General features: G+C 68.5%; 13 protein-coding genes. 9 read left to right on the top strand and 4 right to left on the bottom strand.

The window, feature by feature from the left end; translation table 11 throughout:
* Positions 1–11: 11 nt before the first annotated feature.
* Complete coding sequence (locus tag ACSFA5_RS05260) at positions 12–821, top strand: enoyl-CoA hydratase/isomerase family protein (protein ID WP_435442955.1); 810 nt, start codon at positions 12–14, stop codon at positions 819–821.
* Complete coding sequence (locus tag ACSFA5_RS05255) at positions 818–2,956, top strand: acetate--CoA ligase family protein (RefSeq protein WP_435442954.1); 2,139 nt, start codon at positions 818–820, stop codon at positions 2,954–2,956. The genes ACSFA5_RS05260 and ACSFA5_RS05255 overlap by 4 nt, the downstream gene beginning before the upstream one ends.
* Before the next feature lie 62 nt (positions 2,957–3,018).
* On the opposite strand, the gene ACSFA5_RS05250 is transcribed toward ACSFA5_RS05255, so the two are convergent.
* Both ACSFA5_RS05250 and ACSFA5_RS05245 read right to left on the bottom strand, forming a co-directional pair.
* Positions 3,019–4,002, bottom strand: coding sequence for a D-2-hydroxyacid dehydrogenase family protein (locus ACSFA5_RS05250; protein ID WP_435442996.1), 984 nt, complete (start codon positions 4,000–4,002; stop codon positions 3,019–3,021).
* Between the two features lie 14 nt (positions 4,003–4,016).
* Positions 4,017–5,006, bottom strand: coding sequence for a Bug family tripartite tricarboxylate transporter substrate binding protein (locus ACSFA5_RS05245; RefSeq protein WP_435442953.1), 990 nt, complete (start codon positions 5,004–5,006; stop codon positions 4,017–4,019).
* A gap of 280 nt (positions 5,007–5,286) precedes the next feature.
* Here ACSFA5_RS05245 and ACSFA5_RS05240 point away from each other — a divergent pair, with 280 nt between their 5' ends.
* Positions 5,287–6,255, top strand: a complete 969-nt coding sequence (locus ACSFA5_RS05240) for a hypothetical protein (RefSeq protein WP_435442952.1) — start codon at positions 5,287–5,289, stop codon at positions 6,253–6,255.
* Positions 6,256–6,360: 105 nt separating this feature from the next.
* Here ACSFA5_RS05240 and ACSFA5_RS05235 read toward each other — a convergent pair whose 3' ends face one another.
* Entirely contained in the window at positions 6,361–7,251 is an 891-nt protein-coding gene (locus ACSFA5_RS05235; RefSeq protein ID WP_435442951.1) for a LysR family transcriptional regulator, read from the bottom strand.
* 155 nt (positions 7,252–7,406) lie between these two features.
* Here ACSFA5_RS05235 and ACSFA5_RS05230 point away from each other — a divergent pair, with 155 nt between their 5' ends.
* From ACSFA5_RS05230 to ACSFA5_RS05215, 4 genes are all read left to right on the top strand, one after another.
* A complete protein-coding gene (locus tag ACSFA5_RS05230; protein ID WP_435442950.1) occupies positions 7,407–8,615 on the top strand; it encodes a CaiB/BaiF CoA transferase family protein in 1,209 nt (402 codons plus the stop codon).
* Positions 8,616–8,671: 56 nt separating this feature from the next.
* Positions 8,672–9,673, top strand: coding sequence for a Bug family tripartite tricarboxylate transporter substrate binding protein (locus tag ACSFA5_RS05225; protein WP_435442949.1), 1,002 nt, complete (start codon positions 8,672–8,674; stop codon positions 9,671–9,673).
* An 86-nt stretch (positions 9,674–9,759) separates the two neighbouring features.
* Positions 9,760–9,975, top strand: coding sequence for a hypothetical protein (locus ACSFA5_RS05220; RefSeq protein WP_435442948.1), 216 nt, complete (start codon positions 9,760–9,762; stop codon positions 9,973–9,975).
* Between the two features lie 206 nt (positions 9,976–10,181).
* Positions 10,182–10,586 (top strand): hypothetical protein, encoded by a 405-nt coding sequence (locus tag ACSFA5_RS05215; protein ID WP_435442947.1) that lies wholly within the window; start codon positions 10,182–10,184, stop codon positions 10,584–10,586.
* A gap of 10 nt (positions 10,587–10,596) precedes the next feature.
* On the opposite strand, the gene ACSFA5_RS05210 is transcribed toward ACSFA5_RS05215, so the two are convergent.
* Positions 10,597–13,074, bottom strand: a complete 2,478-nt coding sequence (locus ACSFA5_RS05210) for a PAS domain-containing protein (RefSeq protein WP_435442946.1) — start codon at positions 13,072–13,074, stop codon at positions 10,597–10,599.
* Between the two features lie 280 nt (positions 13,075–13,354).
* Here ACSFA5_RS05210 and ACSFA5_RS05205 point away from each other — a divergent pair, with 280 nt between their 5' ends.
* Positions 13,355–13,537, top strand: coding sequence for a hypothetical protein (locus tag ACSFA5_RS05205; RefSeq protein ID WP_435442945.1), 183 nt, complete (start codon positions 13,355–13,357; stop codon positions 13,535–13,537).
* A gap of 20 nt (positions 13,538–13,557) precedes the next feature.
* Entirely contained in the window at positions 13,558–14,199 is a 642-nt protein-coding gene (locus ACSFA5_RS05200; protein ID WP_435442944.1) for a glutathione S-transferase family protein, read from the top strand.
* Positions 14,200–14,211 lie beyond the last annotated feature (12 nt).

Below are 14,211 nucleotides of genomic sequence, written 5' to 3'. Positions count from 1 at the left end.
GGAACATCTCCATGAGCACACCGAACACGGCACCGTCGCTGATCGAACTGGAAATCCGCGCCGGCATCGCGACCCTGACGCTGAGCCGCCCCGAGAAACGCAACGCCATCACCGACGGCATGCGCAGCGAATTCGTCGTCGCGCTGGAGAAGGTGGCGGCCGACAACGCCGTGCGCGCGCTGGTGCTGACCGGTGCCGGCAAGGGCTTCTGTGCCGGCGGCGACGTGGCAGGCATGCAGCGGCGCATGGACGCGCCCGCCGGCGAAGTCGGCTTCAACGGATGGAGCCGCCAGCAGGGCGTGCACCACTCGGTGTCGCTGCTTCACACGATGCCCAAGCCGGTCATCGCGGCCGTCAACGGCGGCGCCAACGGACTGGGCGCCGACATGGCCATGGCCTGCGACTTCGTGCTGGCCTGCGACACGGCCAGCTTCGCCTGGAGCTACATCAGGCGCGGGTTGATCCCCGACGGCGGCGGCATGTACTTCCTGCCGCGGCGGGTGGGGCTCTCGCGCGCCAAGGAGCTGATATTCACCGGGCGCAAGGTCGAGCCGGACGAGGCGCTGGCGTTGGGCATTGCCGACCGCGTGACCAGCGCCCAGACCCTGCTCGCCGATGCGCACGCCTGGGCGAGCGAGCTGTCGCAAGGGTCGGCGGCCGCGATCGCGCTGGGCAAGTCGATCCTGAACCAGAGCTTCGAATCCCCGGCCGAGCAGGTGTTCGCCAAGGGCAGCCAGGCGCAGGGCATCTGCTACACCACGCAGCAGCATCGCGATGCGGTGCTGGCATTCCTGAACGCCGGCAAGGAGAAGGCCGCATGAGCACGCCCCTTGCCAACGGCGCGAGCAACGCGGACAGCGCGGACAGCGCGATCGCGCGCCTGGTCAAGCCGCGCAGCGTGGCCGTGATCGGCGCCTCCGCCGATCCGGCGAAGACCGCAGGCCGCCCCGTCGCCTACCTGGTGAAGCACGGCTTCGGCGGCGCGATCTACCCGGTGAATCCGCGTGTCGATGCAATCGGCGGGCTCAAGAGCTACCCCGACGTGCAGTCGCTGCCCGAAGCGCCCGACGTGGGCATCGTGCTGCTGGGCGCCGAGCGCGCCCACGAGGCGGTGCGCCAGTTGGCCGCGCGCGGCACCGCGGCGGCCATCGTGCTCGCCAGCGGCTACACCGAGGTCGGCGCGCAAGGCGCGCGGCGCCAGCAACAGCTGCTGGAGGCCGCGGGCAGCATGCGCCTGCTGGGCCCCAACACGATCGGCCTGGTCAACCTCACGGACCGCATCACGCTGTCGGCCACGGGCGCACTGGAGCTGGAAGACTTCGAGGCCGGCCGCATCGGCGTCGTGTCGCAGAGCGGCGGCATCCTCGGCGCGCTGCTTTCCCGCGCGTCCGCGCGCGGCATCGGGTTGTCGAAGCTGATCTCCACGAGCAACGAGGCCGATCTGGACATGGCCGACTTCATCGACCATCTGGCCGACGACGACGCGACCTCGGTGATCGCGCTCTACATGGAAGGCGTGCGCAACCCCGCCAGGTTCAAGGCCGCGGCGCTGAAGGCCGCGCGCAGGGGCAAGCCGGTCGTCGTGTTCAAGGTCGGGCGTTCCGAATCGGGCGCCGCGGCGGCCGTGTCGCACACCGGCGCGCTGGCCGGTGCCGACCGCATGTACGACGCGCTGTTCCGCGAAGTCGGCATCGTTCGCGCGCAGACCTTTGCCGACCTGCTCGACCTGCCCGCCGCGCTGGTCACCGGCCGACGCCTCGCGGGCCGCCGGGTCGCGGTGCTCACGTCGACCGGTGGTGCGGGAACGCTGGTGGCGGACAGCCTCGGCACCGCGGGCTTCGAGACCCCGGCGCCCGACGAAGCCACGGGCGCGGCGCTGCGGGCGTTGCAGTCCGGCGACCACGCGGTGCTCGACCGCAACCCCATCGACGTCACGCTGGCGGGCCTGCAGCCCGCCCTGCTGCGCGGCGCCATCACCTCGCTGCTGGCGAGCCCTGTCTACGACGCGGTGGTGGTCATCGTCGGCTCCTCGGGACTGGCGATGCCCGACCTCATGGCCGGCGCCATCCACGACAGCCTGCCGGGGAGCGACAAGCCGCTGCTGGTGTACGTGAGCCCGCATGCCCCCGGCATCGCGAAGCTGTTGAACCGGCGCGGCGTTCCCGCCTTCATGGCGCCGGAAAGCTGCACGAGCGCGCTCGCCTCGATGCTGGATACGGCGCGGTGGAAAGCGCCTTCGGTACGCGACGACGGCGCGGCGCCCTCGGTCGCGCTCGACGACCTGCCCGACGGTCCGCTGAACGAAGCCCAGGCGAAGCACCTGTTCGCGCGCTTCGGCGTGCCCTGCGTGCGCGAGCGCGTCGTCGGCAATGCAGAGGAAGCGATGGCGGCGGCGCGCGAGATGGGCGAGGACAAGGTCGTTCTCAAGATCCTGTCGTCCGAGATCACGCACAAGAGCGATGTAGGCGGCGTGGCCGTCGGCATCGCCGCGGAGCGCGTCGGCGAGCGGCTCGAACGCATGGCCGACGAGGTGAGCGAGCGGGCCGGGGTGCGACCACGGCAGTTTCTGGTCCAGGAGATGGTCGAAGGCGGCGTGGAGTTGATTCTTGGCTGCCATCGCGACCCGCTGGGCTCGGCCGTGCTGCTGGGCATGGGCGGGGTCACGGCCGAGCTGCTCAAGGACACGGCGCTGCGCATGGTGCCGCCCGGTGGACTGAGCCGCGACGAAGCGTTGTCACTCGTGCGCGAGCTGCGCACGTGGCCGCTGCTCGACGGTTTCCGCGGACGCAAGCCGGCCGATGTCGACGCGCTGGTGTCGGCCATCGTGGCGTTCTCGCGAATGATCGATGCGCTGGGCGAGCGGCTCGTCGAGGCGGAGATCAACCCGGTGTTCGTGCTGCCGAAGGGAGAAGGCGTGCGCGCCGCGGATGGCGTGGCGGTGCTCGCGCGCGGCTGAGGCAGGAGAAGACAGAAGACGCCGGCGGCGTCTTTTTCTTCAGGGCCTGATCGGGCGGCCGGTCAGGCCCTGCGGCGTGCGGCCTCCAGCGCCTGCGGATTGACGACGTCGACGAGCCGTCCTTCGGCGAACGCATTGATGTTGTCGAAGGCGATGCCGAAATAGCGTTCGTAGTTGTCCTTCTCGACATACCCGATGTGCGGCGTGCACAGCACGGTGGGCAATGCAAGGAGCGGATGGTCTCGCGCCAGCACGGGCTCCTGCTCGTAGACGTCGATGGCGGCGAAGCCGGGACGGCCCGCGCGCAGCGCCTGCTCGAGCGCGCCCTCGGCGACCAGTTCTGCGCGGCTGGTGTTGACCAGCAGCGCGGTGCGCTTCATGCGGGCCAGGTCGCCGGGCGTGACCAGTCCGTGCGTATCCGCGTTGAGCCGCACGTGCAGGCTGATCACGTCGCTGTCGGCAAAGAATGCGTCGCGCGACGGCGCCACGTCGAACCCGTCGGCACGCGCTGCGGCGGTCGATGCCTCGCGGCCCCAGACCCAGACCTTCATGCCGAACACGCGGCCGTAGGCGGCCACCTGCCGGCCGATGCGGCCGTAGCTCCAGACACCCAGGCGCTGTCCGCCGAGCTGCTGGCCCAGGTGCCCCTGCCAGAGCCCCTGGCGCAGGCGGTTGGCCTCGTCGACCAGGTGCCGGCGGCTCGCGAGCGCAAGTGCCCAGCTCAGCTCCGCGGTGGCCGACCCCGCACCGCTGCCTTCGGCCACGAGCACGCCGCGCGCGGTGCAGGCCGCCAGGTCGACGTGCCCGGCGAGCTTGCCGGTCTGGCTGATCAGGCGCAGCCGGGGCAGGCGGTCCAGCAGCGCGGCGTCGATGCAGGTGCGCTCGCGCGTCAGCACGATGGCGTCTGCATCGGCGAAGCGGTCTGCCAGCGCTTCGGTGCCCTTGGCCGTGTCGTTGAAGATGCGCGTCTCGTGGCCGTCGAGCTTCGAGAAGCAGTCCAGGCCGCGTACGCAGTCCTGGTAGTCGTCGGGAATGGCGATGCGCATGGGCAGGCGCTCCTTCATTGCAGGGTGATGTGAAGTTCTTCGACCGTGCGCTTCCACATCGCCAGGTCGCTGCGAACCAGCGCGGTGAACTGCTCGGGCGGCATGCCGCCGGGAGCGATGCCCTGGGCCTTGAAAAGATCGCGCACTTCCCTGGCGTCGAGCGCACGTTTCACTTCGGTGTAGAGGCGCTGCGTCACGTCGGCCGGCGTTCCGGCCTTCAGCAGCAGGCCGTACCAGCCGTGCACGTCGAAACCCGGATAGCCCTGCTCGGCCACGGTGCGCACCGCGGGCAGCCCGTCGAAGCGCCTGGCCGTCGCGACCGCGAGCGCGCGCAGCTTGCCCGCCTGGATGAACGGCAAGGCACTGCTCATGTCGAGGAACATGAACTGGATCTGCCCGCCCAGGAGGTCTTGCACTGCGGGGCCCGCGCCCTTGTAGGGCACGTGCGTCGCACGGATGCCTGCGCGCTGCACGAACAGCGCCGCGCCCAGGTGCGCCGAGGTGCCGTTGCCGGACGAGCCGTACGACAGGCCGTCCGGCGTGGCCTTCGCGCTCGCGACCAGCGCCTGCAGGTCGGCTGCCGGGAACTCGGTGCGCACCACGACCGCGTGGGGCACGAAACCCACCACCGTCAACGGCGCGAAATCGCGCAGGGTGTCGAACGGATAGCTGGACATCAACGCCGGATTGGTGACCGCCAGGATCGACGGAAAGACCAGCGTGTAGCCATCGGCCGGCTGGTGCCTGACCTCGCTCATGCTGATGACGCCGCCACCGCCGGGCTTGTTGTCGATGATCACGGGCTGGCCCAGGTGGGTCGACATGATCTTGCCGATCGCACGCGCCATGAGGTCGGTGGGGCCGCCGGGCGAAAACGGCACGACGATGCGGATCTGCTTGGTGGGAAAGGTGTCGGCCCAGGCACGCGGGGCCAGTGCCATGAGCGCGAGTGCGCCTCCCACGGCGTTGAAGTGGCGCCGGGAGGGGGCGGTCGTGTGGCTCATGTCATGTCTCCTTCGGGGATGCGTGTCGCCTGGGGTGCGAACTTCTTTTCAGGCCCGTTCGGCAGCTTAGGCCGAGGTGTGCCTTGGCGCATCCCGCTGATTCCACTGACTGGAATTGAATGGCTCGCCGCCGGGAAGATCCATGCCGCTCGAGGTGTGCCTTGCATGTGTTTGCGGCACCTGTTGCAAACGTGCGCCTCAGGAGACGTTCGTCCGTTGCGAAGGCCTCGCCTGTCGCTTCGGCGATTGCGCCGCGGCGCGCTTGCTCCGATGCTGCCGCATGACCTCATCCACGAAGCCCTTCAGCGACACCCCCGCCCTCTGCGGCCCGCTGCGCAAGCCGCGCCAGATGCTCAACGACCAGCACTACGACGGCCACAAATCCATCCACGACGACAGCATGGCCGAGGGCCTGGGCCTGCGCGCCGGCCCCATCGAAGGACCGACGCATTTCAGCCAGTTCGATCCGCTGCTGTTCGACGTCTTCGGCACGGCCTGGTTCGAGACCGGCTGCATCAGCGCGCACTACCAGAACATGGTGGTCGAGGGCGAAGAGGTGCGCGCCTTCGTGCAGCGCCCCGCGCCTGGCGAGCGCTTCGTGCGCCTGTGGGCCGAGAAGCGCGACGGCACGCCGGTGCTCACGGGCTCGGCCTCGGTGGGCGATGCCGCCGGCCTGCCGCATGAACTCGAGCAACGCATCGCCAGGCTGCGCCCGGCTGCCGGCCTGGTCATCAACCGCGACCTGAAGGTCGGCCAGCGCGGCGCCGTGACCGAGAAGGTGCGCATGGGCTTCGACCAGCACATGGGCAACTACTACCCGTTCAGCCTGGCCGACAAGCTCCAGGCCATCACCGAGCCGAGCCCCTGGTACACGCCCGAGGGAGCCGCCGGCTCGCCATGGGGCCGCGCGATCATTCCGTTCGAGATGATCTCCGTGTTGCTGGGCAGCACCGTCGGCGAGGCCGGCTTCCAGGGACGCGGGCCGGCCGTGGGCCTGTTCGCGGGGCAGCAGATCCGCCTGCTGAAGGGCCCGCTGTTCGTCGATCATCCGTACGTGCTGGAGCGCGAAATCATCGCGTTGAGCGAGAGCGCGCGCACCGAGTCGTGCTGGGTGCGCACCCGCGTCTATGACGGCCAGCCCGGGGCGGCGCGCGAGCCGCTGGCCGAGATGATCCTCAACGGCGCGGTGCTGAAATCGTCCTACGCGAACTACGAGGCCGAGGCGCGCGAGCTGGGTCTCGCCGCCTGAGGGCATATTGGCTGGTCATCGCCGCCGTCACCTCGCCCGAGCGGTTGCGCACGGGCACGGCCATCGAGCGCACGCCGAGTTCGAGCCGGCCGTCGTCGCGCAGAGCTACTGGTGTTCCTTTTCGACGAGGAAATCGATCAGGGTGCGCACGGCCTGCGTCTGGTAGCGGCTCGGAACATAGAGCAGGAATTTCTGCGTGGACAAGAAGTCGAGGTCGCCGTCCTTCAGCGTCAGGACTTGCATCTCTCCTCTTTCGATGGGCGCCTGCACCATGTAGTCGGGCACCAGTCCGACGCCCAGGCCCTGCACGATCGCGTCGCAAAGAAAATGAAAGTTGGCGGAGATGAGCCGCGGCCGGGTCCTCAACGACCGGTCGCCGCCCGCCTGGCCCCCCGCCATGCTCAGGCGCTCGCCGGTTTGCGGCGACGTGATCAGCGGCAGTTGCTTCAGGTCTTCCAGGCTGGCCGGCAGCCCGTGCTGCGCGACGAACGAAGCGGTCGCGCACGCCACGTAGTGCACCGGCCCCAGCTCGCGGGCGATCAGATGCACCGGAGGCTCGGCCATGACGCGCACGGCGAAATCCACCGAGCCCTTCACCAGTTCCTCGATGTCGTTGTCGAAGATCACATGCAGCGTGATCTCGGGATGGCGCTGCATGAACTCCGCCAGCCAGCCCGACATGCGCAACTGCCCGTAGCCGCTCGGCACGCTCAGTCGAATCATTCCCTGCAAGCCTTTGCCGAGGCTGCTGACGGCTTCCACGGCGGCCTTCACCTCGTGGCGCACGGCGCGCCCGTGCGCGTAGAGCTTCATGCCGAGCTCGGTGGGCTCCAGCTGGCGCGTGGTGCGCCGGAGCAGTTGCGCGCCCAGTTCGCGCTCGAAGCGGTTGATGCGCTGGCTCACGTTGGCGCGGCTCATGCCCAGCATGGCCGCCGCCTTGCTCAGGTTGCCCGCTTCGATGATGTCGACCAGCAGGCCCAGGGCTTGAACATCCATTGTCAACTCTCTGTTTACACAAACGTCAGTAATGTCGCACGATTGTCAATTTTGACGCGGCGTCGAATAATCCGGGCTTCTCCAGCCAGCAGTCAACGACGCGTCGCAGGGCTCTCGGCTCTCTCGCGGCCGCTTCTTTCTCACCCCCTTCCCCCATGCCTCACGCAGCCCCCGCACAGCCCCTGGCTGGCCTTCGTGTTCTCGATCTCTCCCGCGTGCTCGCCGGGCCGATGTGCGCCATGGCGCTGGCCGACCTGGGCGCGGACGTCATCAAGGTCGAGCACCCCAGCCGCGGCGACGACACGCGCGACTGGGGCGTGCGCGTGGGCTCGAAGAACACCTCGTACTTCAACAGCGCGAACCGCAACAAGCGGTCCGTCACCATCGACCTGCAATCCGCCGCCGGCGTGCAGATCGCGCGCGAACTCGCCGGCAAGTCGGACGTGGTCATCGAGAATTTCAAGGTCGGCGGCGCGGACAAGCTGGGACTGGGCTACGAGCAGCTGAGCGCATCGAACCCGCGCCTGGTGTATTGCTCCATCTCCGGCTATGCGCGAAGCACATCGGAGGCGCAGCGCCCGGGCTACGACCTGCTGGTGCAGGGCGAGGCCGGCATCATGGCCATGAACGGCGAGGCGGGCCAGGGCCCGCTGAAGTTCGGCGTGGCGGCCGTCGACATGTTCACCGGCATGTACGCAGGCCAGGCCATCCTCGCCGCGCTGTACGAGCGCCACACCACCGGGCGCGGGCGCCATGTGCAGATGGCGTTGTACGACTGCGGCCTGATGATCACCTCGTACTACGGCATGGAGGCGCTGCTGAAGGCCGGCGATCCGCCCAAGTTCGGCAACGCGCACCCTTCCATCGTTCCCTACGGCGTCTTCGATGCCGCGGACGGCCCGGTCGTCATCACCGTGGGCAACAACGGCCAGTTCGTGCGTTTCTGCGAACAGGTCGTCGGCCACGCCGAGTGGGCCGCCGACCCGCGCTTCGCCACCAACACCGACCGCTCGGCCCACCGCGAGATCCTTCTGCCGCTGGTGCGGGAAGCCTTGCGCGGGTTCGGCCGCCGCGAGCTGCTGGCCAGACTCACCGAAGCCGGCATCCCCTGCGGCGAAGTGCTCGGCATGTACGAGGCGTTGACATCGCCACGCACCGCCCAGGCCGGGCTGCTGCACCACTTCGACGACTCCGAGGCCGGGCAGCAGACCGTGCTGGCACCGCCTTACGTGATGGACGGCGAGCGCACGCCGGTGCGCCGGCCTCCTCCGCACCTGGGGCAACACACCGACGAGGTGCTGCGCGAAGTGCTGGCCATGGGCGACCAGGCCATTGCCGCCGCGCGCGCGCAGCAGGCGATCTGAACCCCTGCAGTCGCAGTCGCAGCAGCACCCCACATTCATCTTTCAGAGAAACAGACATGAACCAAGCTCACTTCACCCGCCGGCACCTGCTGGCCACGGGCGCCGCCGGCGCACTCTCCACGCTCGGCCTGCCGGCCTTCGCCGCCGACGCCGCATGGCCGGCCAAGATCGTCAAGATGGTCGTGGCCTTCCCCGCCGGCGGCCCGACCGACACCGCCGCGCGCATCACGTCGCAGAAGCTCGGCGAACGCCTGGGCACGTCGATCATGGTCGACAACCGCCCGGGCGCATCCGGCTCCATCGGCACCGCCCAGTTCATCAAGTCGCCGGCCGACGGCAACACGCTGTCGATGTTCGGCATGCCGGCGCTGCTGGCACCGCTGCTGTACAAGAACGGCGCCTACGACGTGGAGAAAGACTTCATGTGCGTGGCCACCGTGTACGACCTGCCCATGGCCATCGTGGTCAACCCGACGCTGATGCCGGGCGTCGATTCGCTGCAAAGCCTCATCGCCCATGCCAAGGCCGCGAAGACGCCGCTGAACTACACCAGCTCGGGCGCGGGCAGCTTCGGCCACCTGGCCATGGAGCAGCTGAAGGACCTGGGCGGCTTCGACATGCAGCACGTGCCGTACCGCGGCAGCGCGCCGGCAGTGACCGACCTGCTCGGCGGCCAGCTGGGCGTGATGTTCGCGGACGTGGTCGCGGCCCTGCCGCACATCAAGACCGGCAAGCTGCGCGCGATTGCCGTCAGCTCCGTGCGCGGCAACGTGCTGCTGCCCGGCATCAAGACGGTCTCGGCCCAGGGTTTCCCGAACTTCGACTTCGATTCCTGGGGCGGCCTGATCGCGCCGCTGGGCACGCCCGCCGCCGTGGTGGACCGCATCAACAAGGAGCTCGCCGACATTCTTGCCAAGGACAAGGAAGTCCAGGACAAGCTGGTGCATGCGGGCGCCATCGCCGCGTACCAGCCTGCGCAGGCCATGCGCAAGCGGCTGTCCGCGGACGCCGCGCGCTGGACCAAGGTCGCGAAGGACAAGAACATCAGCGCTGTTTGAGCACGGCCGGCGCGCACGTCGGCGCGCGCCGTGAAAATGCAGGCATGCTTTCCCCTCCTCCCAGCAGTTCCGAGCGAGCGCAGTCCATGGCGGCAAGCCTTGGCTGCACCGTCGGCGTCTTCGCTCCCCCCTCCGGCCCCGCGCACCCCGCGCTTCTCGGCAGTGCCGCGAGCTTCTCGGCAACGCTGGTCGAATTCGGCGCCCGTTTCGACGCGCAAGAAAAGATCTACCTTTTCTCCAACTGGCCCACGCTGGAAGCCGCGCTGCGGCACGTGCTGGACCAGCGGCAAGCGGCTCGCTGACTCCGCTCCTGCCCGGCATGCAGCGCTTGCTGCAGCGCATCGGCAACGAGCTCGGGGTGTGTCGAGCCGCTCGCCTACGGCCGGGCCTTGCGTTCTGTCATACAAATACGGGGAACACCGATGGCGCGCCGCATGCCCGCAGCGCAGAGTCAGGGGCTGACTCAAGAGGTCGCGCGCCACCAGCCTGGCGAATTCAGGAGAGTTTCGTGCCCAACCCGCAGGTCCACGCCGGGCTTTTGCTGCTCATTTCGAGAGGCGCACTCCTGATCTTGCTGTTGGCAGCCGGTTTGACTTCGCTGCCATGTCGCGCGGGTGCGGACCACGATGCCATCGACGCGGCGCTGCAGCGCGAGGCCGACTACCGTGTGATCGCGGCCCGGTGCGGCACGCCGGCCTTCGAAAAGCAATTCTTCAAGCAGTCGAAAGCGGCTGTCGCCGGCGGGCTCGTAGAGGGCCTCTCGAACCCTGGCGCGGCAGAAAAGCAGATCGAGTCGCGGCGGCGCAACCCCTTGCAACTCGTCGCCACGAGTGCCGATTGCAGCGAAAAACTGGCGCTTTTGAAGACGCTTCAGCAACAGCGTGCGAAGGTAGTGCGCCCCGGCCGCCGGTAGGCGACCCGCCCTAGCGACCCAGCAGCTCGCCGACCTTGCGCAGCAGCGCATCGGCATCGAAAGGCTTGACCATCAACTCGACGTCGCCGAGCAGCAACGCCGCGTCGGTGGCGACGTGCGCGGCATACCCCGTCATCAAGATCACGCGAATGTCCGGCATGCGCGACAGCGCGAAGTCGGCGAGCTGCCGGCCGTTCGGGCCCGGCAGCCCGACGTCGGAAAGCAGCAGGTCGATGCAGACCGCGCGCTCCAGCAACGCCATGCCCTGCGCGCCGTCGCTCGCCTCCAGCACCTGGTAGCCCTGGTCACGCAGCAACTCGACGGCCATGCGCCGCACGACCTCGTCGTCTTCGACCACCAGGATCTGGCGCGGCGACACGCTCGGCGCCGGCGCGTCGGGCAGCGCCACGCCGGGAGGCGCCGCGTGGGCGACGGCGCGCGGCAAATAGAGGTTCACCGCGGTGCCGATGCCCTCCACGCTTTCGAGCACCACGGTGCCTTGCGACTGGCGGGCATAGCCGTAGATCATGGACAGCCCGAGCCCGGTGCCCTGCCCGATGGGCTTGGTCGTGAAAAAAGGCTCGAAGGCCTGCGCCATCACGGCGCCCGACATGCCCACGCCGGTGTCCCGCACGGCAACGCGCACATAGTCCCCCGCCGTGAGGCCCTCGATCCGAGCGGCTTGCGGCGCCGTGAGGGCGACATTGGAGACAGCGATCGTCAAGGTGCCGCCGTCAGGCATCGCGTCGCGTGCATTGATGGTGAGGTTGAGCACCGCGCTGTCGAACTGGTGGGGGTCGGTCAGCACGTCCCATGCGTCCGATGTTTCGTCGATGACCAGGGTCACGTTCTCGCCGACCGCATTGCGCAGGATCGCTTCCAGCCCGCGCAGCGCCGCCGTGATCGAAATGCTGCGGTTGACCAGCGGCTGGCGCCGCGAAAACGCCAGCAGCCGCTGCGTGATGGAAGCGGCGCGGCGCGCCGAATCGAGCCCGGCCTCGATGTAGCGCTCCAGGCCCTCGTACTTCTGCGAGGCCACTCGCTTGCGGATGAGTTGCAGCGGCATCACGATGCCCTGCAGCATGTTGTTGAAGTCGTGCGCGATGCCACCGGTCAGCTGGCCCAGGGCGTCCATCTTCTGCGACTGCCTCAGCTGCTCTTCGAGCTGGCGCTGGCGCGTCATGTCGATGCCCACGCCGGTGCGCCGCACGGCGTGGCCCGCATCGTCGAAGTAGGTGTGGCCGCGCGACAGCACCGTGCGCACCGAGCCGTCGGGATGGCAGATGCGGTATTCGAGCTCGAGCTCCCCTTCGGCCTGCAGGCCGCCCGACATGGTCTGCCGCAGGCGAGGCATGTCTTCCGGGTGCACGTTGGCCAGAAATCCGACCCGGGATATGCCGTTGGCGGCCACGGCCGCGTCCAGGCCGTACAGCTCGGAAATCGCGGCGTCGCAGTAGAACTTGTCCACGCCCACGAGGTACGACCACACGCCCACGCCGCCGGTCGCACCGAGCGCCAGGCGCGTGAAGTCTTCGGAGTCCTGCAACGCCCGCGTGCGGTCTTCCACCAGTTGCTCCAGCGATGCGGCCAGTTCCCGCAGGCGGGCTTCGCTGCGGGCCAGGTCGGCCTTGGCCCGCACATGGTCGGTGATGTCGTAGCCGCCGACGAAGATGCCGAGCACCTGGCCGTCGTCGCCGCGGATGGCTTCGTAGATCAGGTCGATGTGCCGGATGCCTTCGTCGCCCTGCAGCCTCAGGGGCAGCGCCTTGGCGTGCACCGGCTGTCCCGTGGCGTACACGCCGTCCAGCAGTTCGAAGACGCCCTGGCCCTCCAGTTCGGGAAAGACCTCGCGCACCGTGCGCCCGAGAAACTCGCGCGGCCCCGAGATCGCCTCGTACGCATCGTTGACGTAGGTGTAGACGTGCGTCGGGCCCGAGAGCACGCCGACGAAACCGGGCATCTGCTGCAGCAGGTGGTTCTGTCGCTTGCGTTCGGCCTGCAGCCTGCGGTCGGCCAGCACCTTGCCGGTGGTCTCGATCACGGTGTCCAGAATGCCCAGGACCTCGCCGTGCTCGTCGTACAGCGGGCTGTAGCAGAAGGTGAAGAAGGCGTCTTCCAGAAAGCCCCGGCGGTCGACGCGCACCAGAAAGTCCTCGATGAAGGTCGCCTCGCCCTGCATGGCCCGCTCGGCGATGGGGCGCAGCTCGGCCCAGGCTTCGCTCCAGGTGACGCGCATCGGCTGGCCCAGGGCCTCCGGCTTGTCGCCCAGCATGCCCCGGTAGCCGTCGTTGTAGATGGCGATGAAATCCGCACCCCAGAAGATGCATGCAGGGAAGGCCGACGACAGCATGTTGTCGATCGAGATCTTCAGGGCGCTGGGCCACGTGTCGATCGGACCGGCGGCGCTGGAGGCCCAGTCGAAAGCCCGCATCCGCTCGCCCATGACGCCGCCGCCGGATTCGAAGGCGGACGTGCGAAGCGCATTCACGCGGGTCGGGGTTGAAGGAGCCCTGAACTGCGAGGAGTCGGTGCGGGAAAGGCCGAGGCTCATGGAAGAAAACGTGTGGGTCGAAAAGCTCGATGCGGCACGCCGCGCTGGAGCCGCATCTTAAATTTCCATCGGAGGCTTGCAACCCCGGTTTGCAGGTGGCGCGGCGCGGCGCCGCCATTTGCAGCGGCCGTCCGACAATGTGTCGGCGGCCTGATTTCCGACGGGTCAGGCAATCGGCCTACAGGCAAGGCGCCGCCGCGTCCCTACAACCGTCCGCATGCAAGACCGGCGCCAACTCATCGAACTCATTCAAAGCCTGTCCAAGCAAGAAAGCACGCAGCAACCCACGGCCGAAGCGTGGTTGCGCGAACAGGACGAAAAATCCCGTAACGTCACGCCCGGCGTGCCGGACACCGCAACCGGCAACCCGGTGGACACTGGCGACTGCCCTGATCTTTAGCGACCCTTCATCTGTACCCCATGCTCACGATTCATCACCTCGGCCACTCCCAATCCGAACGCATCGTCTGGCTCTGCGAGGAGCTGGACATTCCTTTCGCGCTTCGGCACTACACACGCGACGCGGTCACCGTTCTCTCGCCGCCCGAACTCAAGGCGCTGCATCCGCTGGGCGCCGCGCCGGTGATCGAAGACGGCGACGTTCTGCTGGCAGAGTCGGCCGCCATCGTCGAATACATCATCGTGAAGCACGGCGGCGGCCGCCTCAAGCCCGGGCCGGAGCATCCGGACTACGCCGCCTTTCTCTACTGGTTCCATTTTTCCAACGGCAACCTGCAACCCGCGATCGGGCGGCTCATGATGATGAGCCGGGCAAAGCTTGCGGCGGACCATCCGGTGCTGGTTTCGGTGCAGGGCAGGCTCGACCGGGTGCTGGCACTGGTGGAGGCACGGCTGGGCGAGGCGGCCTGGCTCGCGGGCAGCGAGTTCACGGCGGCCGACATCATGAGCGTGTTTTCGTTCACGACCATGCGGCTGTTCCAGCCGCTCGACCTGGCTCCTTATCCGAACATCCGCGCCTACCTGCAGCGCATCGGTGAGCGGCCGGCGTATCGCCGTGCGATGGCCAAGGGAGATCCGGACCTGGTGCCGATGCTGGGCTGACGCGGCGACTGC

The sequence above is a fragment of the Variovorax monticola genome (genome assembly GCF_051216855.1).
GTDB lineage: Bacteria > Pseudomonadota > Gammaproteobacteria > Burkholderiales > Burkholderiaceae_C > Variovorax.
Note: the sequence above shows the minus strand (reverse complement) of the source record. Positions and strands in the feature narration are given on the sequence as shown.

Bases quoted from the DNA above. Each gene is read 5' to 3' on its own strand.
- ACSFA5_RS05260 (WP_435442955.1), top strand. From the start codon at position 12: ATGAGCACACCGAACACGGCACCGTCGCTGATCGAACTGGAAATCCGC.
- ACSFA5_RS05255 (WP_435442954.1), top strand. From the start codon at position 818: ATGAGCACGCCCCTTGCCAACGGCGCGAGCAACGCGGACAGCGCGGAC.
- ACSFA5_RS05250 (WP_435442996.1), bottom strand. From the start codon at position 4,002: ATGCGCATCGCCATTCCCGACGACTACCAGGACTGCGTACGCGGCCTG.
- ACSFA5_RS05245 (WP_435442953.1), bottom strand. From the start codon at position 5,006: ATGAGCCACACGACCGCCCCCTCCCGGCGCCACTTCAACGCCGTGGGA.
- ACSFA5_RS05240 (WP_435442952.1), top strand. From the start codon at position 5,287: ATGACCTCATCCACGAAGCCCTTCAGCGACACCCCCGCCCTCTGCGGC.
- ACSFA5_RS05235 (WP_435442951.1), bottom strand. From the start codon at position 7,251: ATGGATGTTCAAGCCCTGGGCCTGCTGGTCGACATCATCGAAGCGGGC.
- ACSFA5_RS05230 (WP_435442950.1), top strand. From the start codon at position 7,407: ATGCCTCACGCAGCCCCCGCACAGCCCCTGGCTGGCCTTCGTGTTCTC.
- ACSFA5_RS05225 (WP_435442949.1), top strand. From the start codon at position 8,672: ATGAACCAAGCTCACTTCACCCGCCGGCACCTGCTGGCCACGGGCGCC.
- ACSFA5_RS05220 (WP_435442948.1), top strand. From the start codon at position 9,760: ATGGCGGCAAGCCTTGGCTGCACCGTCGGCGTCTTCGCTCCCCCCTCC.
- ACSFA5_RS05205 (WP_435442945.1), top strand. From the start codon at position 13,355: ATGCAAGACCGGCGCCAACTCATCGAACTCATTCAAAGCCTGTCCAAG.
- ACSFA5_RS05200 (WP_435442944.1), top strand. From the start codon at position 13,558: ATGCTCACGATTCATCACCTCGGCCACTCCCAATCCGAACGCATCGTC.